General features: G+C 70.0%; 20 protein-coding genes and 1 tRNA gene. 3 read left to right on the top strand and 18 right to left on the bottom strand.

The genetic code is table 11. The features are described 5' to 3' along the window. Positions 1 to 152: 152 nt before the first annotated feature. The 9 genes from H300_RS0104810 to H300_RS0104770 are packed head-to-tail and all read right to left on the bottom strand — an operon-like array spanning position 153 to position 10486. Positions 153 to 935, bottom strand: coding sequence for a polysaccharide lyase family 7 protein (locus H300_RS0104810; RefSeq protein ID WP_028426537.1), 783 nt, complete (start codon positions 933 to 935; stop codon positions 153 to 155). A 48-nt stretch (positions 936 to 983) separates the two neighbouring features. After that, positions 984 to 2060, bottom strand: a complete 1077-nt coding sequence (locus H300_RS0104805; protein ID WP_028426536.1) for a right-handed parallel beta-helix repeat-containing protein — start codon at positions 2058 to 2060, stop codon at positions 984 to 986. Continuing rightward, on the bottom strand, positions 2057 to 2674 hold the full coding sequence (locus H300_RS0104800; protein WP_028426535.1) for a hypothetical protein: 618 nt from the start codon (positions 2672 to 2674) through the stop codon (positions 2057 to 2059). The genes H300_RS0104805 and H300_RS0104800 overlap by 4 nt, the downstream gene beginning before the upstream one ends. Before the next feature lie 11 nt (positions 2675 to 2685). After that, positions 2686 to 4728 (bottom strand): DUF4962 domain-containing protein, encoded by a 2043-nt coding sequence (locus H300_RS0104795; protein ID WP_028426534.1) that lies wholly within the window; start codon positions 4726 to 4728, stop codon positions 2686 to 2688. 5 nt (positions 4729 to 4733) lie between these two features. Continuing rightward, a complete protein-coding gene (locus H300_RS0104790; RefSeq protein ID WP_028426533.1) occupies positions 4734 to 6491 on the bottom strand; it encodes a heparinase II/III domain-containing protein in 1758 nt (585 codons plus the stop codon). Beyond that, positions 6479 to 7246 (bottom strand): SDR family oxidoreductase, encoded by a 768-nt coding sequence (locus tag H300_RS0104785; RefSeq protein ID WP_028426532.1) that lies wholly within the window; start codon positions 7244 to 7246, stop codon positions 6479 to 6481. Before H300_RS0104785 ends, H300_RS0104790 begins: the two co-directional genes overlap by 13 nt. 39 nt (positions 7247 to 7285) lie before the next feature. After that, complete coding sequence (locus tag H300_RS0104780) at positions 7286 to 8212, bottom strand: carbohydrate ABC transporter permease (RefSeq protein WP_486583554.1); 927 nt, start codon at positions 8210 to 8212, stop codon at positions 7286 to 7288. Then, entirely contained in the window at positions 8202 to 9143 is a 942-nt protein-coding gene (locus H300_RS24965; protein ID WP_486583553.1) for a carbohydrate ABC transporter permease, read from the bottom strand. Before H300_RS24965 ends, H300_RS0104780 begins: the two co-directional genes overlap by 11 nt. 53 nt (positions 9144 to 9196) lie before the next feature. Further along, entirely contained in the window at positions 9197 to 10486 is a 1290-nt protein-coding gene (locus tag H300_RS0104770; RefSeq protein ID WP_028426529.1) for an ABC transporter substrate-binding protein, read from the bottom strand. A 159-nt stretch (positions 10487 to 10645) separates the two neighbouring features. Between H300_RS0104770 and H300_RS0104765 the strand changes: the two genes are divergently transcribed. Continuing rightward, positions 10646 to 11704 (top strand): LacI family DNA-binding transcriptional regulator, encoded by a 1059-nt coding sequence (locus tag H300_RS0104765; protein WP_037979102.1) that lies wholly within the window; start codon positions 10646 to 10648, stop codon positions 11702 to 11704. A 196-nt stretch (positions 11705 to 11900) separates the two neighbouring features. Further along, on the top strand, positions 11901 to 13250 hold the full coding sequence (locus tag H300_RS0104760) for an MFS transporter (RefSeq protein ID WP_028426527.1): 1350 nt from the start codon (positions 11901 to 11903) through the stop codon (positions 13248 to 13250). A 211-nt stretch (positions 13251 to 13461) separates the two neighbouring features. On the opposite strand, the gene H300_RS0104755 is transcribed toward H300_RS0104760, so the two are convergent. From H300_RS0104755 to H300_RS0104715, 9 genes are all read right to left on the bottom strand, one after another. Further along, complete coding sequence (locus tag H300_RS0104755; protein WP_028426526.1) at positions 13462 to 14220, bottom strand: GntR family transcriptional regulator; 759 nt, start codon at positions 14218 to 14220, stop codon at positions 13462 to 13464. Between the two features lie 107 nt (positions 14221 to 14327). Next, on the bottom strand, positions 14328 to 15041 hold the full coding sequence (gene deoC, locus H300_RS0104750; RefSeq protein ID WP_028426525.1) for a deoxyribose-phosphate aldolase: 714 nt from the start codon (positions 15039 to 15041) through the stop codon (positions 14328 to 14330). A gap of 116 nt (positions 15042 to 15157) precedes the next feature. Further along, positions 15158 to 15613 carry a D-ribose pyranase gene (rbsD, locus tag H300_RS0104745; protein ID WP_028426524.1) on the bottom strand — a complete coding sequence of 152 codons (456 nt, stop codon included), beginning with the start codon at positions 15611 to 15613 and terminating at the stop codon, positions 15158 to 15160. Between the two features lie 157 nt (positions 15614 to 15770). After that, complete coding sequence (locus H300_RS0104740) at positions 15771 to 17339, bottom strand: sugar ABC transporter ATP-binding protein (RefSeq protein ID WP_028426523.1); 1569 nt, start codon at positions 17337 to 17339, stop codon at positions 15771 to 15773. Next, complete coding sequence (locus tag H300_RS0104735) at positions 17339 to 18379, bottom strand: substrate-binding domain-containing protein (protein WP_028426522.1); 1041 nt, start codon at positions 18377 to 18379, stop codon at positions 17339 to 17341. The genes H300_RS0104740 and H300_RS0104735 overlap by 1 nt, the downstream gene beginning before the upstream one ends. An 89-nt stretch (positions 18380 to 18468) precedes the next feature. Beyond that, positions 18469 to 19509 (bottom strand): ABC transporter permease, encoded by a 1041-nt coding sequence (locus H300_RS0104730; protein ID WP_028426521.1) that lies wholly within the window; start codon positions 19507 to 19509, stop codon positions 18469 to 18471. After that, entirely contained in the window at positions 19506 to 20423 is a 918-nt protein-coding gene (locus H300_RS0104725; RefSeq protein ID WP_028426520.1) for a ribokinase, read from the bottom strand. The genes H300_RS0104730 and H300_RS0104725 overlap by 4 nt, the downstream gene beginning before the upstream one ends. A 289-nt stretch (positions 20424 to 20712) precedes the next feature. Beyond that, entirely contained in the window at positions 20713 to 21702 is a 990-nt protein-coding gene (locus H300_RS0104720) for a TIGR00341 family protein (RefSeq protein ID WP_486583552.1), read from the bottom strand. 416 nt (positions 21703 to 22118) lie between these two features. Continuing rightward, positions 22119 to 22194, bottom strand: a tRNA-Arg gene (locus H300_RS0104715). A gap of 301 nt (positions 22195 to 22495) precedes the next feature. On the opposite strand from H300_RS0104715, the gene H300_RS0104710 reads away from it, so the two are divergent. After that, on the top strand, positions 22496 to 24136 hold the full coding sequence (locus H300_RS0104710; protein WP_486583551.1) for a GTPase domain-containing protein: 1641 nt from the start codon (positions 22496 to 22498) through the stop codon (positions 24134 to 24136). Positions 24137 to 24656: the final 520 nt, after the last annotated feature.

Here is a 24656-nt window from a genome sequence, read left to right as displayed (position 1 = left end):
TCTGTGGTGAGTGCCTGGTGGCGGAGGCCGGAGCCCCGCCCCCTCCGCAGCGGCGGAGGGGGCGGGGCTGACGGGGCAGAGCCCCAATGCGGGCGGTACCGTGCTGCGAGGTGCCGGGCTTCCTAGGCCGAAGCCCGGCACCGCTCTGCCTTTCAGGAGTGCGTGACCTGGAGCTTGTACATGCTCACCTGCCCGTAGTTGGAGCTGCTGCACGGGGAGGAGTTCCCGCAGTTGGCCTGGGTGTACGCCCCTGCCTTGAAGTAGTTCCCGGACGCCGAGTGCGAGATGGTCGTCTGGAGTGCGCCGTTGTAGTAGGCCTTGATCTGGCCACCGCTGACGACGAACTTCCCCTCGAAGACCGTGTTGAGTTTGTAGTTGCTGGTCACCAGCTTGTGGTGGGTGTCGTTGCCCTTCGTGATGTAGAGGCTGCTTCCCTCCAGGCGGAAGACCGTGACGTCGTCGTCACCGTCGTGGATCTGGGCACCGACCACGTGCGGCTTGTCGTTGGGGAGCTTGTTGAACGCCTCCCGGAAGACCATGGTGTGGGTCCCGGAGGAGGCCGACCACGCGGCCTCGTCGCTGCCGTCGTCGTTCATCTCCCGCAGCTCGGACCGCGCGTAGCTGGAGTTGGGTGTCGTGACGCCGTTGACCGCCGACCGGAACTGGACACCGGTGCACTTCGAGTTCACGGTGAACCAGGGGCTCGACGAGAAGGTGGCGAGGGCGGGCTGCTTGATCTCGGCCGGCGAACCGCTCGATCCGGTCGGCAGAGTCTGCTTCCAGCTCGTCAGGTCGAGCTGCTGGGCGGGGTAGTCGCACGGGGCGGCGGCAGCAGCGGTGCCCGCTGTGGCGACGACCGGGATGGTCAGGGCGGCCACTGCTGAGAGTGCGGCCACGCCTGTGGCGACGAGGGTGCGCTTGCGAGTGCGGCTCATGGTTTCCACTTCCTTGTGGTTGATTGTGTCGCTTGCCTTCTCCTGCGGTCAGCAGGGACGCGACGGCTCGAACTCGTCCTTGAACGTGCCTGTCGCGTCACCACCGGTGTTGCCGGACAGTGTGTTGCCACACACCCGGCCCTGCGGGGTGGCTTCGAACTTGATGCCCCCCGCAGCGTTGGAGAGGAGGGTGTTGCCCTCGATGTTGTTGCCGGTCCCGTCCGTCGGGGTGTCGCCACCGACGCGGACTCCGGCTCCCAGGTTGTCGTACGAGCGGTTGGCCCGGAACGTGTTACCGCTGCCGCGGGCGTCCAGCCCCGCGGAGAGGGGGTCGCGCTGGCCGGTGCAGTCGTTGTGCTCGACCAGGTTCGCGGTGGAGTTCTCCTTGATGTCCACGCACTCGTTGCCCTGGGTGTCGATCCGGTTGTGGTGGATCCAGTTGTCACGGCTGACGTCCGCCCGTGCGTCCGGCGCACCGTGCATGCCCTGCTGCTCGGGTGCGGTGCCCAGGTAGATGCCCTCCCCGACCTTGCCGCCGTCGCCGAAGCGGAAGTCCCACACGCCGCATCCGGTGATCTGGTTGTGGGCGACCTCGGCGTCGGTGACCAGATAGCGGAGACGCACGCACTCCTCACCGGCGTTGCGGAAGGTCATGCGCTCGATGCGCAGCCCGTCCACACCGTCCCCGGGTGTCACGCTCATGACATACAGGAGTTTCTTGCGGTACCCGGCGGGCTCCGTGGCGTCGCCGACCAGACCGTCGATGGTGAACCCCGTCAGCCGGAAGCGGTCGTGCTGGATCTCGCCGATGGCACGCCCCTCGCCCGTTCCCTGCACCACCGCCGACGAGGGGCCGGTGAGCGTGACGTCGGGGCTCCGGCTGACGAAGTCCTGAAGGTAGCGGCCCGGTGCCAGGTGCACGGTCGATCCGGGTCCGGCAGCGTCCAGGGCCTGCTGGATGTCAGTGAGGGGGGCTTGGCGCGAGCCGGTGCCGGTGTCGCTGCCCTGCGGCGAGACGTAGATGTGCTGGCCGCCCTGAGGGGCGGCGACGGAAGCCGCGGGAACGAGCGCTCCCGTGACCGCTAATAACGCGGCCGCTGACACGATGTACCGGGTGGTTCTCATACGGAGCTCCTCGTCTTCGTGGGGGCGTACTTCGTGGGGTCGTACTTCGTGGGGGCGTACAGGGACAGCGCCAGAAGCAGAGGGAGGGTGGGCCCGAGCAGCAGGGGGCCCAGGGGGACGGGCAGCATCGCCGGCGGGACGATCAGCAGAGCGAGCAGGAGGGCGAGACCTCGCCGCGGTGAACCGAAGGCGAGCGCCGCCGCGCGGCGGCGCAGATCGCCGTCGGATGCGAACGCTGCTCCGGCGGCGAGCGAGAGGCTGTACACCGCCAGCGCGGCCAACAGCACGAGCTGGACCGGGAGCAGGAGGTAGGCGACCGGCTCCTCCGAGCCAAGGAGGAACAGGAGATTCGCCGCCAGGAGGGCGATCAGTGCACTGGCAGCGAGTCCGTCCTTCCACAGTGCGCGCCAGCAGCGGGGGAAAGCCCGCAGCGTCCCGGTGAACGGGCGGCTGCCTCCCTCTCCTCGCCAGTCCTGCAACGCGATCGCCGCCGCCGCCAGCGCCGGGAGCCAGGTGACCACGCCGAGTGCCAGCAGGCAGAACGCCGCGCCGGCCAGCGCCGGTTGTGCGACGAACTCCATGGCGCGCAGTGCACCTCGCTCCCAGCCCTTCATGGTGTGCTCCCCTACGCGCCGGCGGTCTGGATGGGCAGTACGCCGGTGAACGGTTCATCGGACCGATGCCCGGCAGCACCGTCGAGCTCGACGCGACGGGCCTGTACGGCGGCGACCCGCGAGCCGGAGAGGACGACCGCCGCCGCGTCGGCGCGCACACGATCCGTCTCGATCACCCGCGCCCGGGGCGCCAGGAGGACGAGTTCCCGCTCGGCCCCCTCGCCGACGGACACCGCGTGTCCCTGGTCCGAGGGCACGAGCACGGCCGGAGCCGGCAACGGGCCCAGCGAGTTCGCACTGTCGAGCACCGTCAGGAAGGTGGCCGTGGCGGCCCTGGGCGTAGTGAGGAGCAGCGTGTGCATCGTCTTGCTGACCTTGAGGCTGGGGGTGCTGGAGGTCGGGTTCGCCTCCACCTCGGTACGCTGCCGCTCGGCAGTGGCGTCGGTGGGAAGCAGCCGGGTGAGCCGCGCGCTGCCGGGTCCGGCCTCCAGGCGCCAGCTGTCGGGGTCCGTCTGCGTCGTGGGCCAGTCCGTGTGCAGCAGGTACGTCCACTCGCGCGGGGCTCCTGCCTCGAGCTCGTCGAGCACGACGACACGTCCGCGCGGCGTCATCACCAAGGTGCGGTCGAGGCGCCGCACCCCCAGGTTCTCGGGGAACATCGCGGCGGACTCCGCCGTGGCATGGGCGAAGCCCTCCTGCGCGAGCACGTCCCGCACGCGCGCCCGGCGTTCGTGCGGTATGTCCTTGTAGACGTGGTAGCGGCCCTCGTCCGCCCATCCCTCTCCGTCGACCAGGATCAGGTTGTGGTGCGCGGCGCGCTTCTGGTTGCTGTACCCCTCGTCCACTGCGAGGAAGGCGCCGTGCGAGTGGAGCACGAACGCCCCGGCATCGGGGTGGTGGTGGCCCGCGCTCATGGCGTCCCAGCCGCCGGCGGCCTTCAGCCGGTGGCCCTCCTCCCAGGCCCGGTGGCCGCCACCGGGCGCGGCCTTGAAGCTGACGCACGTCGCGGTGCTGTCCCAGCCGGTGCGCGCGGTGATCTGGCCGAGGTCCGGGAAGTACGCGGTGACGGGCTCCTCGTCGGGCGCGACGGGGGTCATCCGCGGGTCGTACCAGAGCAGTTCCAGGAACGCCTCGGGCATGACTCCGGGGCGGACTCCGGACTCGTACGCCTCACGCCAGAAGTGGCGTTCCGCCACCCGGTCGCCCATCCACTGCGCCACGCCGTCCTGGTAGGCGGTCGCCAGGCGGTAGTACAGAGCGACGCTGTGGCCGCTACGGCGGTCGTGGCAGTCGCCGTGGTCGATGTTCTCCTCGAACCCGGGGGCGCTCTGGTGCAGACGCCAGCGCATCGTGTTGCGCAGGAACCCGCAGTCCTGCCACAGGTCGGTCTTCTCCTGGTGTTCCACGAGGTCGGTGTGGATGGCGAGCCACGGCACTCCGTAGCGCCAGTACACCACGCCCTCCGAGTCGGAGCCGTCCTCGGGCAGCATGCCGAGGACCGTCTCCAGATTGGAGCGTGCCGCGTCGGACCACTCGCGGCGTTCCAGGGCGTAGCCCGCGGTGGCGACGCCGGTCCAGCAGATCCAGTTGTGGTTCTGCCAGTAGGCACTCGACCACCATGAGCCCTCGGTCTCCCGGGCGAAGGAGTACAGCCGCTCGCCCTGGAGCTCGATCTTGGCCCGGAGGATCTCACGCCGTTCCGGCTCAAGATCCTCGCCGAGCCACGAGTACGCGAGCGAGAGCCCGTGCAGCAGCCAGCCGGCGTCCAGGTCGTGGTCGGGCATGTGGGCGCGGCCCCAGTGCGGGAAGGACGCACATGCCTCGATCCAGCGCCACGCCTCCTCCAGGTAGCCGCGCTGGCCGGTGAGCCGGTAGGCGAGAGCCAGGTTGGCGGCAGCGGGGCCGAAGTAGGTGATGCTCGCTTCGGGGTGTGCGGTGGGCGGGGTCTGACGGCGGTACCAGTCGCACTGCTCGTACAGCCTCCGCCACTGGGCGGCGTGTGTGCCGTTCAGCTCGCCGCGCAGCGCGTCAAGTCGTCCCTCGAGAAGCAGCATGCGTATCACGCTCCGATGGGATGGGTGGCGACGGAACCGTCGGCCAGATCGATGTGGACGGTCCGTTCGGACAGGCTCACCCGGCGGACCCGGGGAACCGCCTCGGCGGACTGGTAGGTGGAGACGAACACGGCGCGTCGGCCGGTGACGGACCAGTCGAGACCCTGCCGGAGTCGTCCGGGGTCGTCGGCGGTGCCGGGGCTTCCGACGACGGTGAACTCGGCTGGCTCACTCGCCACATGGCAGCCCGTCAGTACGGCGGAATCCTCGTCGCCCCAGACGGTACGGGCCCGCGCAGGGCCCTGCGCGAAGACGTCGAGGCTGGTGCCCGGGCGGAACTGGGAGGTGAGCCGGCGCTCGGTGTCCGCGTCGAGGACGAGGACGTCGAGCAGATAGCGGCGGACCGCGATGATCCGCCGGGTCGCCGTCACGCCGTCGTACGCCTGCTCGCATCGGCCGGTGTCACCGTCGAGAACCGCGTCGCAGAGGTGTTGTTCCGTCTCGTCGACACGGAAGGTGGGGTGGGCCGCCGTGCTCATGTAGTACGCCCGCAGATTCCGGTGGGCGTACGGGACCTGTCCGGGGTCGGGTTGCCAGGCGGTGCCGTCGTCGGCGTGGAGGTAGAGCGAGAGCTTGTCCTGGTGCCCGTGGGCGCCACCATGCGGTCCGGCATCCATCAGTGCGTGGACGCCGGTGGACCGGAAGACCGCGATCCCCGTGTCGGGGAAGGTCTGCCGGGAGGGCGGGGCCGGGAGCGGGAGGCCCTGGAACCATCCCTCCAGATCCGTGGGGAGCGGAGCGGACGAGTCGCGTTCGGCGGCCTGGACCACCGACTTCAGAGGCGTGCCGGCGAACAGCTGGGCAGCGAGCGCACCCACCTCCCGGATCTCCGCCGCCTGCCCCTCGCGCCGGTAGGGGCCGTCGTGGAGCGCGGGCAGGGTGCCGTCCGGCGCAGCGATGCCGACCAGCGCCGACACCATCCCGCCCAAGACCTCCACCACGTCCTCCGGAAGGTGCTCCGGACGGGCGCCTCGCAGGGCGAGCAGGTAGGCACGCAGCACGAACAGGTGGTAGTAGGTGCTGCCCTCCCACTCCCAGCCGTCCCGGTGCACCGCCTTCTGCATGTGGGCGCGGAGCCCGTACATCTCCACGAGGCCCGTGGTGTCGACCTCGGTGCCGGAGATCGCCCCTGCCGCCGAGTGGCAGGACATCTCCGCGGCGGCGAGCCAAGCGGTGTAGTTCGAACGCTCGTCCCCCTTGCGGAGGAGTTTCGCCCGAGCCGCACCGGCTGCCTCCTGGAGCGACGTGAGGAAAGGCACCAGCGCGTCCAGTTCGCTGCTGGAGTCGCCCTGCGCTGCCAGGGTGCGCACCGCATGACCGATGTTGACCGCCCAGATGGCCTCGCTCAGTGCCTGGTGGAACAGCCGACCGCGCAGCATCCAGTCGGCACCGCCCAGGTGCATGCCCGGCAGCTCGGCGTACAGCTCGGCGTAGGTGCTCAGCGCCGTCACGGCCTCACGGCGTTCGTCGGGCGAGCCGGCGGCCAGGTGCCGCAGCCGCAGAGCGGCCGCCTGGTGCACCAGGGCCGCGCGGGCGCCCCGTATCGCGTCGGTGTCGAGGTGGCAGCCGTGTGGGCAGACGGCGCCGGCAACGGGGAACGTGCCGTCGAGCAGGTCACCGTGGTCCAGCTCGACCCCGTGGGCAGGGCAGACGTAGGCGTGCCACCAGCCTCCGGCCTCCCGCGAAACGGTCAACGCGGCCATGCGCCGCCACCGATGTCGAAGGTGGCGCCGGTGAGGTATCCGGCCTCGTCCGAAGCGAGGTAGGCAGCCGCGCCGGCGACATCCTCCACGGTGCCGCCCCGGCCGATGGGCAACTTCTCGACGATGCCGCGCTGGGCCTCGGGCGGGGTGAAGGTGCCGTGGAAGGCGGTGTCGGCGATGTAGCCGGGAGCAAGCGAGTTGACCGTGACTCCGGCCCCACCGACCTCCTTGGCCAGTCCCTTCGCGAAGCCGACCACTCCGGCCTTGGCAGCGGCGTAGGCGGTCGCCCCGGGACCGCCGCCGTCGTGGGCGGCCTGCGAGGCCATCAGGATGATCCTTCCTGCGGGGCCTGCTTCCTTCACGTGCGGCAGGGCTGCCCGGCACGTCCGGAACGCGGAGACGAGGTTGACGTCGATGACGCTGCGGAAGTGGTCCTCGGTCATGTCGCCGACAGGGACCCGCCCGACGAGATGTCCGGCGTTGGCGACGACGATGTCGAGGCCGCCGAGAAAGGCGACGCTCTCGTCGACCAGCCGCTCCACGGCGGGGCCGTCCGTGACGTCCGCAGCGATGGCTGTGGACTTTCGTCCCAGCGAGGTGATCTCGTTCACGACGCGCTCGGCCGACTCGGCGGAGCGTCCGTAGTGGACGATCACATCGGCGCCGGACCGGGCCAGTCCGAGTGCGATCGCCGCGCCGATGCCGTGTCCGGCACCGGTGACGAGTGCGCGCCGGCCTGTGAGATCAAAAGGCATGAAGGGTTCTCCATTGATATGTCGAAACGGACAGCGAGGCTATTTGATACCGGAATTGGTGAAGCCCTGGACGAAGTAGCGCTGCGCGAACAGGAACAGCACGACCATGGGGACGGTGGCGAGGGTCGTACCGGCCATCATGTAGGCCCAGGCGTTCTGGTCGGCCTGCTGGAAGGCCGACAGGCCCACCTGGATGACGCGCAGGTCCGTGTTGGTCGTGATGATCAGTGGCCACAGGAAGTTGTTCCAGCTGCTCTCGAAGGTGAGCAGACCCACGGTGGCGATCGCCGGCTTGACCATGGGCGTCATCACCCGGGCGTAGATGCCCAACTCCCCCATGCCGTCGATGCGGGCGGCCTCCTCCAGCTCGCGCGGCAACGAGAGGTAGAACTGCCGGAAGAGGAAGATCGCGAAGGGGGTCAGCGCACCGGGGACGATCAGTCCCCACCAGGAGTCCAGCCAGCCGTAGCCGCCACGCCCGAGATAGTCGTTGCCGCCGAAGAACGGAACGCTCTTCGCGATCAGGTACTGGGGGACGATCTTGGTGTAGGTCGGGATCATCATCGTGGCCAGCACTCCCATGAAGACCACGGTGCTGCCACGGAACGGGATACGGGCCAGGGCGTACCCGGCCATCGAGGCCATGAGCAGGTTGAGTGCGGTGTGGCCGATCGAGATGAACAGGCTGTTGCGGAAGTAGGTACCGAAGGGCGCGTACTCAAGCGCCTCCGGGTAGTTCTCCCAGTCCCAGATCTCCGGAAGCAGATTGGGAGGGTACGAGGCAAGGTCGGGGTCGGTCTTCAGGGACGTGACGATCATCCAGAGGAAGGGGATGACCATGGCGAGGGAGACGGTGACGAGGACCAGGTGCAGTGCCACCCGCCACAGCCGCCGGACACGCAGGGGGTTGCTCCTCCGCGGACTCGCCACCGCCGTACCACCGGCGGGGAACTTCTCAGCGGGCATCGTCGTCCTTCCCGGTAATGCGCCGGCTGATCAGCATCAGCACCAGCAGGAAGGCGAACAGCACCACGCTCTGCGCACAGGCCGCGCCCATGTTGAACTCCTTGAACGCCGTGCGGTAGATCTCGTACGTCATGACCGTGGTCGAGTTGCCCGGTCCGCCGTCCGGTGTCAGCACGTACAGTTGGTCGAACGCCTGGAACGAGTCGATGATCGACACCACCAGGACGAAGAAGGTCGCCGGTTTCAGCAGCGGCGCGGTGATGGAGAAGAACTGCCGTACCTGCGAGGCGCCGTCGATCTTGGCCGCCTCGTACACGTCCTCCGGCATGGCCTGCAGGGCGGCCAGATAGATGAGCATCTTGATACCGATGCCCTTCCAGATGCTCACGATGATCACAGCGGTCAGCGCCCAGTCCGGGTCGGCCAGCCAGGCGGGGCCGTCCACACCCGCCCAACCGAGCATCGTGTTCACGACGCCGAGTCGGGGTTCGAACATCCACATCCACACCAGTGCGATCGCCACGGTCGCGGTGACGTGCGGCATGAACACGGCGGTGCGGTACCAGGCCGAACCACGCATCTTCACGTTGAGCAGGAGGGCCAGGAACACAGCGATCGCCATGGCCACGGGCACCGTGAAGAAGGTGAAGACGACGGTGTGCCAGATGGACGCGTTCCACGTCGAGTCGCTGAAGATCTCCTGGAAGTTGTCCAGACCGCTGAAGGCGACGGTTCCTGCGAGGATGTCGTAGTCGGTGAACGCCAACACGAAGGTGGCGATGACGGGGACGCCGATCCACCAGACGAGGTGGATGACCGAGGGCGTCAGGAGGAGAACGGCGGCCCTGCGCCGCTCGTGACCGAACTTCCGTGTGCGCCGCGTGCGCTCGCCGTGCGGTGGAGAGGCGTTCCGTGCGGTAGATCGATGCACTGCTACGTCGGGTCGCGTTGCCGTGTCCACGGCCGGACGGCTGACCACGGACGTCACGCCCCCTTGGCGATGATGGTCTCGGCCGACTTCGCCAGTCCTCGCAGGGCGTCACCCGCACTGGACTTGCCGAGCAGGGCACTCTCCAGCGCGGGCTTGAACTCCTCGCGGATCTCCAGCCAGGTCGGTACCCCGCCCTCGGAGAAGGCGTGGTCGAGGTTCTCGACCGCGAACGAGACGAGCTTGTTGCTCTGCACGTAGTCGGAGTCCGCCGCGCTGAGGACCGCCGGGATGTTGCCGCGCTGCTCGGCGGCCTGCGGCGACACCTTCTCCCCGGACAGGTAGTCCACCAGGGCCCTGGCCTGCTCGGGGTACTCCGTCTTCGCCGACATGGTGGCCAGCGTGCCCCCCTGGAAGAGCGCCGGGCGCTGCTCGTTCAGCATGAACCCGGCGATCTTGTCCTCTTCGATCAGCTCCGGGGCGCTCTCGGAGATCTGTCGCCACATGTCGTTGTGGCCGACCATCATCGCCGCTCGACCCTGGACGAGAGGGGCGACCACGGCTCCCTTCTGCGTGAAGCCGTAGTCCTCGATCTTGTCGGTGCGGATGATGTCGACCATCCACTGAAGCGCGTCCACGGCCTCGTCCGAGTCGAATACGGGCTTGCCGTCGGCGAACAGGTCGCCTCCGTGCGCCCACATGATCGGGAGATAGGTCTGGCGCAGATCGTTGCTGAGGATGTCGACACCGGCCCGCGTCAGCTTCCCGCTCTTGCGGACGGTCAGCTCCTTCGCCATCTCCTTCAGCTCCGTCAGGGTCTCCGGCGGCGCGTCGATCCCCGCCTCCGCGAGGATGTCCTTGCGGTAGATGCCTATGCGGGTGTCGAGCAGGATCGGACGGGCGTAGGTCTTGCCGTCGTAGATTCCCGGCTGCACCACACGCGGGTTGTACAGCTCGTCGAGTTCGGACTGGCTCACCTCAAGGTCGGCGAGCACGCCCTTCTCGACGAAGGGCGGTATCCAGCCGACGCCCATGAGCATGACGTCGTAGGGCCGCCCGCCCACGATCGAGGTGGCGAGCTTCTCGTTGAGCTTTCCGTACTCCGTGTAGTCCACCTGGACGTCGACCCCGGGGTGGTCCTTCTTGAAGTCGGCGAGCAGCGAGGTGAGCAGTTTCTGCCCGTCCGCACGGTCGAAGATCGGCGTGAGGAGACGCAGGGACCCGCCCCCTCCGCCCTCCTCCTGGGGCGCGGGCCCGCCGCAGGCGGGCAGTACGGCACCCGCGGCGACCGCAGCGCTGATGCCCAGAAGGCTTCTCCTGGAGAGAGACGAGGGACGTGTGCGCATAAGGGACTCCCGACAGCAGGGACGTGCAGAGGCGGGTGATGAACTTGCAGTAAACTCGGTACATCGATTTACTGGTGTTTCGATGCACGAGACTAGGAACGGCCGTACCTGCTGTCAACATCGTGGAAACAATTCGTTTCGATCCACAGGGAGAGGTTCGTGGCTGGGGTAACGATTTACCAGGTGGCGCGGGAGGCCGAGGTCTCCCCGAGTACGGTGTCCAACCTGCTCAACGGCCGGACCGGCAAGATGTTGCCGGAGACACGCTCACGCGTGGAGGCAGCGATCCGACGACTCGGCTACCGCCCCAACCGGGCCGCCCAGCAGTTGCGCACCGGACGCATCCAGATGCTCGGACTCGTCGTGCCGTCGGTGGCCAATCCGTTCTGGGGCACGTTCGCCCGCCATCTCGAAGCGGCAGCCCTGGCAGAGGGCTTCTATATGCTCCTGTGCAACAGCGAACGTGACCCGAACCGGGAGCGCAGCTATGTCGAGGAGCTCTGGGCCGACGGTATCGGCGGAGTGGTGCTGTGCTCGTCCCTGCCCTCGCTCGACCACGTGAAACCGACCGTGGAAGCGGGACTCGGCCTGGTGGCCTTCGACCGCACCGCGCAACCCGGGGACCCCCACCGCGTGGTGAACATCGGCACCGACAACGTGCTCGGCATGCGCCTGGCCACGCAGCATCTGTTGGAGCTGGGGCACGAGCGGCTCGCCTTCGTCTCCGGCTCACTCGGGAGCATCAACCGTGCCGAGCGGTACAGCGGATTCCAGCAGGCACTCGACGCCGCCGGCCTTCCCGGGTCGTCCGGCGTCGTCTGGCCCGGCACCGGCACGGGGAACTTCGACGACCGCGACACGGCGGAACTCGGACGCGCCGCCGCTCGGGAGCTCCTCACCGGCCCGCATTCACCGACCGCGATCGTCGCCATCAACGACATGTGTGCGCTTGGCCTCATTGCAGGAGCAAGGGAAGTGGGCCTGACAGTGGGCCGCGACGTCTCCGTGGTCGGCTACGACGACATCATGCTCGCGGGCATGGCCATGCCCGCTCTCACCACCGTACGGCAACCCGTGGAGGAGATGGCGGCCACCGCGTTCGCCAGGTTGCGCCGGGTGATCGACGGGACAGGCGGTGAGAGCGGACAGTCCGTGCTGCACCGCCCCACCCTGGTGGTCCGTGACTCGACCTCGGCACCCGCCGTGCTCCCCGCGTAGGCCGGTTCCGGCATCTTCCCTCCGCGGGCGAAGCCTGGAAGCCCCCGTCCGCTGCCTGCGCGTGAGCTGTGCGGCGTCGGCACGGTACCGCCGTCAGGGCACCTCCGGAGCGGGACCGCCCGGCGTCCGCCCGGGCTCAGTAGCCGTACAGGGCCATCCGGCCCATCTCGGATCACGACCAGGAGGATGAAGACACGTGAGCACGGGACCCGGTTCCGCCCCCATACCCGACGCCCACGACGCGCCGGGCCCCGTCGGCCCCAGACCTCCTCTGCTGTCGTCCCTGAAGGTCAGGAACTACCGCCTCTTCTTCCTCGGCCAGATCGTTTCCAACAACGGCACCTGGATGCAACGCATCGCCCAGGACTGGCTGGTACTCAGCCTCACCGGCTCCTCGACCGCCGTCGGCATCACCACCGCGCTGCAGTTCCTGCCCCTGCTGTTGTTCGGCCTGTACGGCGGCGTGCTCGTCGACCGCCTGCCCAAGCGCCCCATACTCGTCGGCACCCAGGCAGCGATGGCGATCACCGCGCTCGTCCTCGCCGTGCTCACGCTGACCGACCGTGTGGATGTGTGGCACGTGTACGCCGCCGCGCTCGCTGTCGGCCTCGCGACCGTGCTGGACAACCCCGCCCGTCAGGCGTTCCTCGCCGAGCTGGTGGGGCCGGACCAACTGCGGAACGCGGTCGGGCTCAACTCCGCGAACTTCCAGTCCGCCCGGCTGATCGGCCCGGCCATCGCGGGGCTGCTGATCACGGGGGTCGGCACGGGGTGGGCGTTCCTGTTCAACGGCGTGTCCTTCGCCGCGCCCCTCACCTGCATGGTCTTGATGCGCACCCGCGAGTTGCACGACGTCGAGCGTGCTCGCCGGGGAAAGGGACAGCTGCGCGAGGGCCTGCGCTACGTGGCCGGCCGCCCGGAACTGCTGTGGCCCATCGTCCTGGTCGGCTTCTTCGGTACCTTCTCCCTGAATTTCCCGGTGCATCTCTCCGCCTTCGCGGACGACGTCTTCGATGCCGGCGCAGGCGCCTACAGCCTCTTCAACACCCTGGTCGCGGCCGGCTCCCTCGCCGGAGCGCTGCTCGCCGCCCGGCATCCGACCGCACGCAGGAGACTTCCGTTCCTCGCCGCGCTGGCCTTCGGAATCCTGGAGCTCGTGGCCGCTATGGCGCCGAACCTCTGGAGTTTCGCCCTGCTCATGGTGCCCACGGGTCTGTTCGCCATGGTGGTCAACGTGGCCACGAACGCCACGATGCAGACCTCCACCGCCCCCACCGTCCGCGGCAGGGTCACCGCGCTGTACATGATGGTCCTCCTCGGCGGTGCGCCACTCGGCGCTCCGCTGGTGGGCTGGATGACCGACACCTACGGAGCACGTGTCGGACTCGCGGCCTCCGGCGCGATGGCAGCGGTCACAGCCGTGTCCACGGGAATCCTCCTCATGAGGGCCGGCCACCATCGCCTCACGGTCCGCTGGGTCCGTCGTCACCCGCAGATCCGCATCCAGCCGCGCGCCCCGGAGCGGGGGGTCGACCTGCACGCCTGACGCACGAGGCCCCGGACGACCCCGCGGTTCCGCAAGACCTCGGTGGCCATGGGCGTCGACGGCCCCTCCTGCCCCACGCCCGCTGACCCGGCGCGGGGCCGGGGCAGCGGGCGGGCAGAGCAGAGAGCGATCGGCGCGGCCCCGCCCTCCCCGCGGGGACGGGGTGGACGGGGCCTGACGCGTACCGGCCGGGCGGGCGGCCCCGCCGTGCTCAGCGGCGCAGCAGGAGGGACGTCACACGGAGGCGGCCGCTGTGGATCCAGACGTCGGAGTACTCGACGGGCCGGTCGTCGGAGAGGTAGGTGACCTGCTGGAGGTATTGGACGGGGGCACCCTCGGCGAGGTCGAGGGAGGCACCGACGTCGGCACCGGCCGCCTCGGCGCCGAAGGTACGGCGGGCTGTGGCGATCTTCAGTCCGTAGGTGTCCTCCAGGACGCCGAAGAGACTGGCCGAGGTGAAGTCGACCTCCTCGATGCCGGGCGCAAGGTCGGCACGCACGAAGTTGAACAGCAGGGCCACCGGCCCCTGCTCGGCGCGCCTCACCCGCACCAGGCGCAGGACACGGGTGCCCGGGGCCACGTCCAGCAGGGCCGCGACCGGCTTCGGCGGGGCGATCAGCGTGCACTCACGGACCGTCGTCATGGTCACCACGCCCTGGTCGGCGAAGTCCTCGGACAGGGTGCTCAGCTTCTGTGCGATGGCGGGCTCGATCGTCGTCGAGGTCACGAACGTACCCCGGCCTCGAACCTGGCGCAGCAGACCCTCCTCGATCAGCGTGGTCAGCGCCCTGCGCAGCGTGCCGCGGCTGACCCCGAACTCCTGGGCGAGCTCCGGCTCGCTCTTGAGACGGTAGTGCGGCGGCCACTCGCCCCCGGTGATCCGCCGCCGGATGTGCTCCGAGATCTGGACATGGATCGCCGTGGGGACGTCCCGCTTGACGCCGGGGAGTCTGCCCTTGTCGGCTGTCACAGTGCTCGCATCTCCTTCTCCGCTCTCACCGGGGACAGGCGTCGCTCCGGCGTCGAAAGCCGTACCCCGGCCGCGGCGGGCGGCCGGGGTACGGCGGTGGCGCCCGCTCAGTAGCTGACGGTGGACACGTCACCGGTGTCGTTGATGATCGCCAGGCCGGCGCTGGTCCCGAGCAGGGAGGCGCCCGCCCGCAGGAGCTCCAGGCCCTGGCCGTAGCTCTTGATGGAGCCGGACGCCTTCACCCGCACCCCTTCCCGCGCCCGGTCAACAAGGTAGCGAACGCTGGTGGGATTCGCAGTCTCGATCTGGCCGCTGCTGGCGTTCTTCAGGAAGGAGACGCCTGCCTCCATGGCGAGTTCGACCGCGGCCTCCTTCTCGGCGTCGGTCAGCAGCGGCAGTTCCAGCATGACCTTGACGGGGAGTCCGGAGGCCTGGACGACATCCGCGATGTCCTTGCGGAAGTCGTCGTAGCGGCCGCTCTTGAGCCAGCCGACCTGCACGCCCATGTCGAGCTGGTCGGCGCCCAGCCGGGCGATCTCGGCGGCCTCGGCGGCCTTCCCGGCACTGGTCATGACGCCGACGGTCGGGAAGTCCAGCGCGGAGGCCACCTCGACACCGGTGCCCTTCAGCTCGGCGACGACGACCGGCAGCCAGGAGGCGGGGACCATCGCCGCGTTGAAGCCGTGAGTGACGGCCTCCTGGACGTGGGCGATCATCTCGTCGCGCGTCGCGTCCGGGTCTATCTTGGTGTGTTGGATGAAGGGTGCCAACTCAGCCGGAGCGAGGTTGAGTTCGGCGGGATTGACGGTAATTTCGGACACGGGGTGATCTCCCTTGTGCAGGTGGCGGCAGGGCGCCCGGATCGGCACCGGGCCTTCTTCGGACCGCTGCCGTGAGTTGACGGTGCCGTCGCCGCCCACGGGCGGGGCGGCGCGGCTCAGACCTTGGAGGCGTACTGCTCCGGGACGACGACGCCCTCGCCGCCGAACCAGCGGGGCGCGTCAACGCCGCAGTAGAGGCCGATGTTGCCCCAGGGCTCGAAGGCTCCTGTGCGCACCACCGCCTTGGCCTCGCGGGCGAGGTCGCCGAGAACCTCGGCGTGCGGGCGGAGGCTGAACTCGGCGCCGGGGAAACGCTCGTGCAGCCAGGAGTCGAGACGGGGGTTGTGGCTCGGGACGTCCTCGGCGCGGACCACACCCTCGACGACCAGGGCGTCGGCGAGGAGATCGAGGACAGTGCGCAGGTCGGGCAGGTTCTCCGCGACGGCCAGATCGATGCGGTGGACGTCGCGAGGCACGGGGAAGCCCGCGTCGACGACGAGCAGCAGGTCGGTGTGGCCGAGCGTCGCGACGACTCCGCTGAGTTCGGCACTGAGGATGCCGGAGCGCTTCATGATGGGTTCCTCATTCGTGAGCAGGCGCTTCCAGCTCGGCCAGGGGCGGGCTGCTGGACTGTCGAGACGGGCCGGGTTCGTGGTGGTCCCGTCGGGTCATGTGAGAGGTCCTTCGGATGGTGTCCCGGGGACCGGCCGGTCCCCGGGACGTGCGGGTTCAGGCCGCGGCCGGCACCGCGCCGGTGGCGAGGGTCATCACGGATTCCTCGCTGGCGTCGGCGGAGTCGACGACGGCCACCAGTCGGCCTTCGCTCATCACCGCGATGCGGTCGGTCAGGGTGAGCAGTTCGGGCAGGTCCGAGGAGGAGCAGAGGATCGCCAGGCCCCTGTCGGCGAGCGCGGTGAGCTGGGCGTAGATCTCGGCCTTGGCACCGATGTCCACGCCGCGGGTGGGCTCGTCGAGGATGAGCACCCCCGGGTCGATGGCGAGCCAGCGGCCCAGGACGGCCTTCTGCTGGTTGCCGCCGGACAAGCTGGTGATGGGCTGTGTCATGGAGGCGGCCTTGACCCGAAGCCGCTGGGCCTGTTCGGTGGCGGCCGCGTCGAAGGCGCGGCGGCGGATCAGTCCGAGTCGGCTGAACGCCTTCGCGGTGAGGGCGCCGACGTTCTCGCCGACGCTCATCGTCGTCAGCAGGCCCTGGGCGCGACGCTCTCCGGGGACGAACGCCAGTCGGCGTTCGACGCTGGCGATCGGGTTGCGCCGTTCGTAGGGCTTGCCGAGCAGTTCCACGGTGCCGCCGGTGCCGGGGCCCCCGCCGAAGAGGTTGTGGAGCAGTTCGACGCGGCCCGAGTCGGGGAGTCCGGCGACGCCGAGGATCTCTCCGGGGCACAGGTCGAAGGACACCTCCCGGTGGCGCTTGCCGCTCAGCTTGCGGACCTTGAGCGCCGGTTCGGCGGTGGGCGCCGTAGCGGCTCCGGCACGGCGGGTGAACTGACCGAGTTCGCGGCCGACCATGGCGGCGACGGCCTGGACGGGGGTGGTGTCCTCGCGGCGCCAGGAGGCGACGTGGCCGCCGTCGCGCAGGACCTGGATGTGGTCGGCCAGGCGGAACACCTCCGGCATGCGGTGGGATACGTAGATCAGCGTCGTCCCGGCGGCCTTGAGCTTGTCCATGAGGGCGAACAGGCGGTCGGCCTCGGCGGGGGTGAGCATCGCCGTGGGCTCGTCCAGGATCAGGACGCGGCAGCCCTGGGCCAGGGAACGGGCAACCACGATGAGCTGCTGGGTGGCCAGGTCCAGGGTGCGGACGGAGGCGTTCGGATTCAGGTGGAGGTCGAGTTCGGCGAGGAGTTCGGTGGTGCGCTCCAGCATGCGGCGCCGGGAGGGGAACCAGCGGTTGCCCGGTTCGACGCCGCTGAGCACGTTCTCGGCGACGGTGCGGTCGAGCAACAGCGACAGCTCCTGGGGGACGATCGCCACACCGTGCCGACTGAGCATGGTGGCCGGCTCGAAGGAGCCGACCTCCTCGCCGAACACGGTGACGCTGCCCTCGCTGGGCGGTTGGAGCCCGGCCAGGATCTTGAGCAGGGTCGACTTGCCGGCGCCGTTCTCCCCGAGGAGGGCCGTGATGTCGCCGGCGGGAACATCGAAGGAGACGTCGCGCAGGGCGCGGACAGGCCCGAAACTGCGGGTGAGGCCGCGGATTCGGACTGCCGGCTCTCCGGTGCCCGGGCCCGCGGCGCGGTCCGGTCCCCCGGAGGAGGTGTCGCGGAGTGCGGGCGCCATCAGTCCTCCACCGCCACGTCGTCGAGGTTGTCGCGCGTGACGAACTGGGCACCGGTGTCCACGCCCTTGATCGCGGTGCCGTCGGTGAGGAAGTCGTTGAGCACCTTGACGGCCTGGTAGCCCTGCTCGGTCGGGTTCTGGCTGATGCTGAAGTCCAGGACGCCGCGCTCGATGTACTCGGCGGTCTGGGTGAGCAGGTCGAATCCACCCATCGTGATGTCCTCGGCCTTGCCGGACTGTGCCACCCACTTGGCGGCGGCCGTGGTGGAGCAGCAGTCGAGGCCGGCAACGGCCGCCACCTTCGACTGGCCGGACATGGTGGATTCGACGGTGTTGTAGGCGCTGTTGGGTTCGTTGCCGACGTTGACCGGGCCGACGATCTTCAGCCCGCTGCCGTCCAGGCCCTCCTTGAAGCCGTTGAAGCGGTCGTGCGACCAGCCGGCGCCGGTGTCGACGGAGAAGACCACGACGGACCTGCCGTCGACGTCCCCCTTGAGGTCCTTGCGGAGCTGTTCGGCCTGTGCCTTGCCGGACCCCTTGAGGTCCTGGCCGACGAAGCCCATCTGCTCGGAGTCGGGATTGTCGGTGTTGAAGGAGATGATCGGGATGCCCGCCTTGTACGCCTGGCTGATGACGGGCTTGAGCGCGTCGCTGGAGGCGGAGGAGACGGCGAGACCGTCCACGGCCTTCTGCTGGACGAGCGTCTGGATCTCCGAGACCTGCTTGGCGGCGTCGCCGCCGGTGGGGCCGATGAGGGAGACGTCCGCGCCCAGCTCCTTGCCGGCCTTCTCCATGCCCGCGCCGATCGGCGTGGCGAAGGCGAGGGACGGGTCGTGGTAGCTGAGCTTGATCCGCATCGGCTTGTCGTCGTCGATCCGCTGCTGGATGTACGAGGCGAGCTCGAAGGAACCGTCCCCCGAGCTGTCGGAGGCGTCGGAGCCGCCGCCAGCGGAGGTGACGGCGCCGCAGGCGGTGAGGGAGAGGGCCGCGGTGGCGGCAGCGGCGGCGACGAGGCTTCTGAGGAACGTGCGCGAGGACATGGGTGCTCCTTGGACGAGTCCGTGGGACGGGTGGTGGGCGGCAAGAGCCGGTGATGCGGCGACGGTGGGCGGTCCGAACCGGCGGTGGGTCAGGCGCGGGTCTTGCGCTTGCGCTGCCAGGTGTCGGCCGCGACAGCGGCGACGATGACGAGGCCGGTGACGACGGTCTGCCAGAAGGACGAGATGCCCTGGATGTTGAGGATGTTCTGGAGGAGGCCGATGAAGGCGACCCCGATGACGGTGCCCCACATGGTTCCCGAGCCGCCGAAGAGGGCGGCGCCGCCGATGATGACGGCCGAGATGACGGTGAGCTCCAGGCCCTGCCCGGTCACGCCCTGCACGTAGGAGAGGAAGGACAGTCCGAGGACACCGGCGAGGCCCGCGGTGAAGCCGGAGAGAACGAAGGCGGTCAACTTGACTCGCTTGACGTTGACGCCGACGAGCCGGGCCGCCTCCTGGTTGCCGCCGACCGCGTAGGTGTGGAAGCCGAAGCGGGAGCGGGCCAGCAGGACGACGGCGACGGCGGCGACGGCGACGAAGAAGACGAACTGCATGGGCACGAAGCCGAACAGCCGTCCCTGACCGAGCAGGTTGAACTCGGCGACGCCGGGCTGGGAGGAGCTCAGCGAGATCGGGGCGCCGTCGGAGATGAGCAGGGCGATACCGCGGAAGACGCTGAGGGTGCCGAGCGTGACGATGAAGGACGGGACGCCGAGGACCACCACGGCCAGGCCGTTGAAGACTCCGGCCAGGACGCCGACGGCGAGGCCGACGAGCATGGCCGCGGGCCAACTCCAGCCGTCCGATATGAGCATGCCGGTGGAGATCGCGGAGAGGGCGTAGGTGGAGCCGACCGAGAGGTCGATCTCACCGTTGAGGATGACGAACGTCACCCCGATGGCCATGATGCCGATCTGCGCGATCTGCTGGCCCACCGAGAGGAGGTTGTCGGACTGGGCGAAGGTCGGCGAGAGCACGGTGCCCAGGACGAAGAGCAGGACGAGCGCCGCGAAGACGCCGGCCTCCCGCGCGTGCAGCAGTCTGCGCAGCGCGAGCGGGAACCGGCGGGCGCCGTCGTCCTCGGACGACGGGGTCGCGGTGGCGGGTGGCTTGGTGGCGGTCGAGGTCACGAGGCGTTTCCAATCAGGGCGTTCAGCTGGGCTCTGGTGGGCAGGGCGGGGATGACGCCCGCGATCGACACGGTGTGCGAGCCCGCGACTGCGGCGAACTCCACGGCCCGGTCGACGGGTCGGTCCTCGGCCAGAGCGACAGCGAAGGCGGCGGTGAAGGAGTCCCCGGCGCCTGTGGTGTCCACGACCGTCCGGGCGGGGTGCGGGGGCACGGCGGTGACGCCGGTGCTCCCGGCGATGAGCGCGCCCTCGGCGCCACGGGTGAGGACGACGGTGCCGCCGGTGCGCTCGCTCAGCGCGCGCGCCAGGTCCTCGTCGCTGAGTCCGTGGCCCGCATCGAGCCCGAGGAGGACGGGAGCCTCCGTCTGGTTGGGCGTGAGCACGTCGATGAGAGGCCAGCACGTATCGGGCAGCGGGCGGGCGGGGGCCGGGTTCAGCAGGGTGCGGGTGCCGCTCTCGCGTCCGGCGCGGAGGGCGGCGACGACGGCTCCCTCGGGGATCTCCATGGAGACGACGAGGATGTCGGCCGAGGCGATGTCGGCGCGGAAGGAGTCGACGGCTGCGGTGTCCAGCTCGTCCAGGGCACCGGAGGCGATGGCGATGCGGTTCTCCCCGGACGGCTCGACCATGATGAAGCCGACCATGGTGGGCGCCCCGGCGGTGACCACGTGCTCGGCGCCGACACCCTCGCGCCGCCACAGCTCGCGCGCGGAACGACCGAACTCGTCGTCGCCGACGGCGGTGAGAAGCGTGACCTCGGCGCCCAGCCGGGCCGCACCGACGGCCTGGTTGCTGCCCTTCCCGCCGGCACCCGAATCGAAGTGGCCGCCCGAGACGGTCTCACCGGCTACGGGCGCCCTGGGGACCCGCATGGTGAGGCCGGCTCCGTAGCTTCCGATAACAGCGATCTTCATCGACACACCACTTTGTGTATGGACAACCGTGAACAAGAGGAGCGTAGGTATAGAGATGTCCATAGTCAATGGTCGGCCACGGTCGAAACTTGGACATGGATGCCTGTGATTCCGGGGCCCCCCAGGCCAGGAGGCGCTCGACCCCTCACGGGGGCCGCGCTCCTCGGCGCCCGACGGAGAAGGGGCGCGCGGCGCACGCGTCCGGGGTGGACTTCGCTGCGGGACCGAGTGGCGCCCGGGAGCCCCGAGCCGTGCGGCCGAAGCGGTCCGACGGAGCCGTGACCGGCGCTCAGCCGCCGACCGTCCCGGCATCGATACGCCGACCGCGTGACACATCCACCACCACGGGAACGCCGTCCGGGACCCGGCCCTCCAGCCGGTCGAGCAGGAGCTCCACGGGCGGCAGTTCCCCGGGGACGCGGACGTGGATGTACATCGTCCGGGCGGCTGCGTCGACACCGGTGACGGACGCCCCCGGCACGTCGGCGAGCCACTGCCGCGCCGCGCTCTTCGTCCGTCCGGTCCAGGCGTCGAGCAGGAGCGTGACCGCGGTGTTGGCCGTCAGTGGGACGAACACGACGGCGAACAAAAGGGCCATGACCGCGTATGTCCCGCGGGCGGGACGTCCGGCCCTCCGGCCGGCCTCGGCGGCGTAGCCCAAGGAGGCGAAGACCACGATGCCTCCGAAGACCAGGGCGAAGAGGTTCGACACGAACAGCACGAGCGCGCCGAGCGCCAGCCATCCCGAGAACTCCCCCAGGCACACCCCCGCCACCACCAGGGGCGGGACCAGGGAGATGGCAATCGCGACACCGGGCAGCACGGCGGCGACGTCCCGGCGGGCCAACGCCACCGCGCCGGCGAAACCGGTCGCCAGCGCGGCGACCAAGTCCATCAGGACCGGCGATGTCCGCGACGAGATCTGGCTGTTGGACAGCAGGTCGTAGTCACCGGGGAGTACCACCGAGATGACCGTTCCGACGGCGATCACCAGCAGGCACGCGAGGAGAACAGTCCTCGCCGATCCGGTGCGGCGGCGCTGCACCGAGCCCAGGGCGATCCCCATGATGGGCGTGGACAGAGGTGCGATGATCATGGCGCCGATCACGGCGGCCGTCGAGTCCGTGAGTACGCCGCCGGCCGCGATCACCGACGACAGCGTCAGCATGGTCCAGAAGGCCGAACGCTTGGACGCGGTGTCCCCGGTCGACAGGTAGAGGTCCCGGGTCAGCTCGTCCAGCGAGCGGCGCTGGGAAGCCGGCAGGACGCGGTCGCGCATGTGGCTGATCATGTCCCCGAAACAACCATGGTTGGCACGGTTTCGACGGGTAGGACACGAGTCGGCAGGGTCACCTGGAGGGTCGCGTTCAGATGAGGGACTCGCTGGGCGCGCACGAACAGTCCAGCAGGTCAGGAGGACTCGTGGCCGGTTCCAGGGGCGCCGAGTGCCCCATGTGATGCGCCATCGGGAAGAAGCCGGCCTGGAGGAGCCTCGTGCGCTGCCCGCGGGGTGGTCCTGTCGGCTTCCCCGCGGTGGATTCTGTGGGACGTATGTGGGACGGATACCCGTGGAGCCCCGGATTCCGCCGGTGAGAGCCGGACTCCGCACCTGCGGAGGTGGGGCCTCCGCTTGCCTCCGGGTCCAGGGGGAAGCGCTCCGACCTGCGGGAACGTCGCCGGGTCGGGTGCTGTCCGTGGTGCCCCCGGCAGGACTCGAACCTGCGGCCAAGTGCTTAGAAGGCACCTGCTCTATCCACTGAGCTACGGGGGCCGGTTGCGGTCGCGGACTGACGGAGCCCCCGGTGGGGTGACCTTGCCCGGACAAGGATAAGGGTCCCCTCGGCTGCCCCGGAGCGCTTCACGTCCGCGACACCCTGTGGAGGTTCGGTGAAGCGCTCCGATACTCGCAGGCGAGTGCGATTCGTGCATTGGTTTGCGCGGTGCGCGGGACGGGTGTTGTGCAGTCGTTATGGCCGTGGTCGTCGGCGTTCACTCTGCCAGAGGGGGCAAAACGGGTCGCTCTTGGCGTGATGCGCTTCAAAAAAGCCGCAATATTGGGCATTCTTCCTCATGTGGCGATCTTGGAAACACGCACCGAACTGCTCGACGCGCTGGTCGCGCTGCGCGACCGCGTCTCCGCCGCGCGCTTTCCGCTGCCGCTGCCCGGCGCCGAGCGGGTCCGCCGGTCCCGCGTCGAGCTGCTCGCACAGCTCGACGACTATCTGGTGCCGCGGCTCCGGGAGCCCGGCGCCCCGCTGCTCGCCGTGCTCGCCGGGTCCAGCGGCGCGGGCAAGTCCACGCTCGTGAACTCGCTGGTCGGACGGCGCGTCAGCGAGGCGGGTGTGCTGCGGCCGACCACCCGGACACCCGTCCTGGTGTGCCATCCCGACGACCGGGCCTGGTTCGCCGGTTCGCAGGTGCTTCCCGGTCTCGACCGCGTGTTCACCGCACGATCTGATGACACCGGCACGGGCGACGGGGACGGCGAGCAGGCTGACGGCCCGTACGCCGCCGAGGAACGGGAGGACGGACGGCCGGTGCTGCACGTCGAGGCCGACTCCTCACTGCCGACCGGGCTGGCACTGCTGGACGCCCCCGACATCGACTCGCTGGTGGCCGAAAACCGCGACACCGCGGCCCGGCTGATCGGCGCCGCCGACATCTGGCTCCTCGTCACCACCGCCACCCGGTACGCCGACGCGGTGCCGTGGCACCTGCTCAGATCCGCCAAGGAGTACGACGCCACGCTGGCCACCGTGCTCGACCGGGTGCCGCACCAGATCGCGACCGAGGTGTCCCGCCAGTACGCCGCGCTCCTCGACCGCGCCGGACTCGGCGACATCCCGCGGTTCACGATCCCGGAGCTGCCGGAGTCGGCCGGCGGGGCCGGAGGCCTGCTGCCGTCCAGCGCCGTGCAACCGCTGCGCGACTGGCTCGCGCACGCCGCCACCGACTCCGGGGCGCGCGCCGGGGCCGTGTGCCGGACCGCGTACGGTGCACTCGCCTCGCTCCGCGTCCGGGTGCCGGAGCTGGCGGCGGCCTCGGCTGCACAGCACGCCACCGCGCTGCGGTTGATGCGGCAGATCGACGAGGCGTACGACCAGGCCGAAGCGCTCGTGCGCCGCCAACTGACCGCCGGTGAGCTGCTGGCCGGTGAGACGATCACCCACTGGCGGAGCTTCCCGACGGACAGTGCGGGTGACGAACTGCTCCAGTCCTGCACGGAGGGGCTGACCGTGCTGCTGGCAGGCGCCGCGGGGTACGCCGAGGAGCGGATCGCCGACGCCTGGCAGCACGAGCCCGCCGCCGAAGGGCTGCCGGCCGACGTGGGCGGTGGTGCCGCCGGCACGGCCGAGCGGATGGGCCTGTTGGTGCGCCGCTGGCAGCGCTGTACGGAGGAACTGGCAGAGGAGGCGTTCCGGGACGACGGCGGCGCCCCGGCCTCCGCCGAGGAGACCGCCGCGCTGCTCGCCGCCGCCCTGGTCGGCGGCCCGCACGGACGCGGCGCCGCCCACGCGCTCCAGCAGACGCTCGGGGTGGCTGCGGCGGGCCGGTTGCGTGGGCGGGGCGCTCAACTGCTGGAGGACTGCGCGGACCGCTCGTTGCGCGCCGAGCGCAACCGGAGGCTCGCTCCGCTGGAGGAGCTGGGTGCGGGCCCCGCGCAGCAGGTGGAACTCGTCGCAGCACTGTCCCGACTTCAGAAAGAGAGGTGATCGGCAGTGTCCGGACCACTGGGCGAGACCCGTGCCGACGGCACGGTCGAAGACCCCGACCGCTCGTCGGCGCCATCCTCCGAAGGCGATCGGCGGTCCTGGAACGACGGGCTGATCGCCCGTCGGGCCGGTCCCGGTCGTGCTGCCGCCCCGGAGGCGGGAGCCGAACCGGCCGCCACCCGAGCGGCGCCCTCGGAGCCTTCACCCGGCGCGGGCCCCACGCCCTCGGGCGCCCCGCACGCCGACGGCCGCGACGAGCCGCCCGCCACCCGGGCGGAGTCCGCGTCTGAGCCCGCGGCGGGGCCGGAACGGGCCGAGTCCGCTGCGGCGGGTGCAGCCCGGACGGGCTTCGGGCCGCCCCCCGGCTACGGACTCGCTGCCACTCCGACGCCGCCGGAGCCGTCCCTTCCGTCGGCTCCGCACGCCTCACCCGCCGCCCCTGCGTACCCGCCGCGTCCGCCCGGCGCGCCGCACCGGGGCGCCGTGCCGACGCCGGACGGTGCGCCGACCCTCGACGGCC

It is taken from the genome of Streptomyces sp. TAA040 (assembly GCF_000424845.1).
Note: the sequence above shows the minus strand (reverse complement) of the source record. Positions and strands in the feature narration are given on the sequence as shown.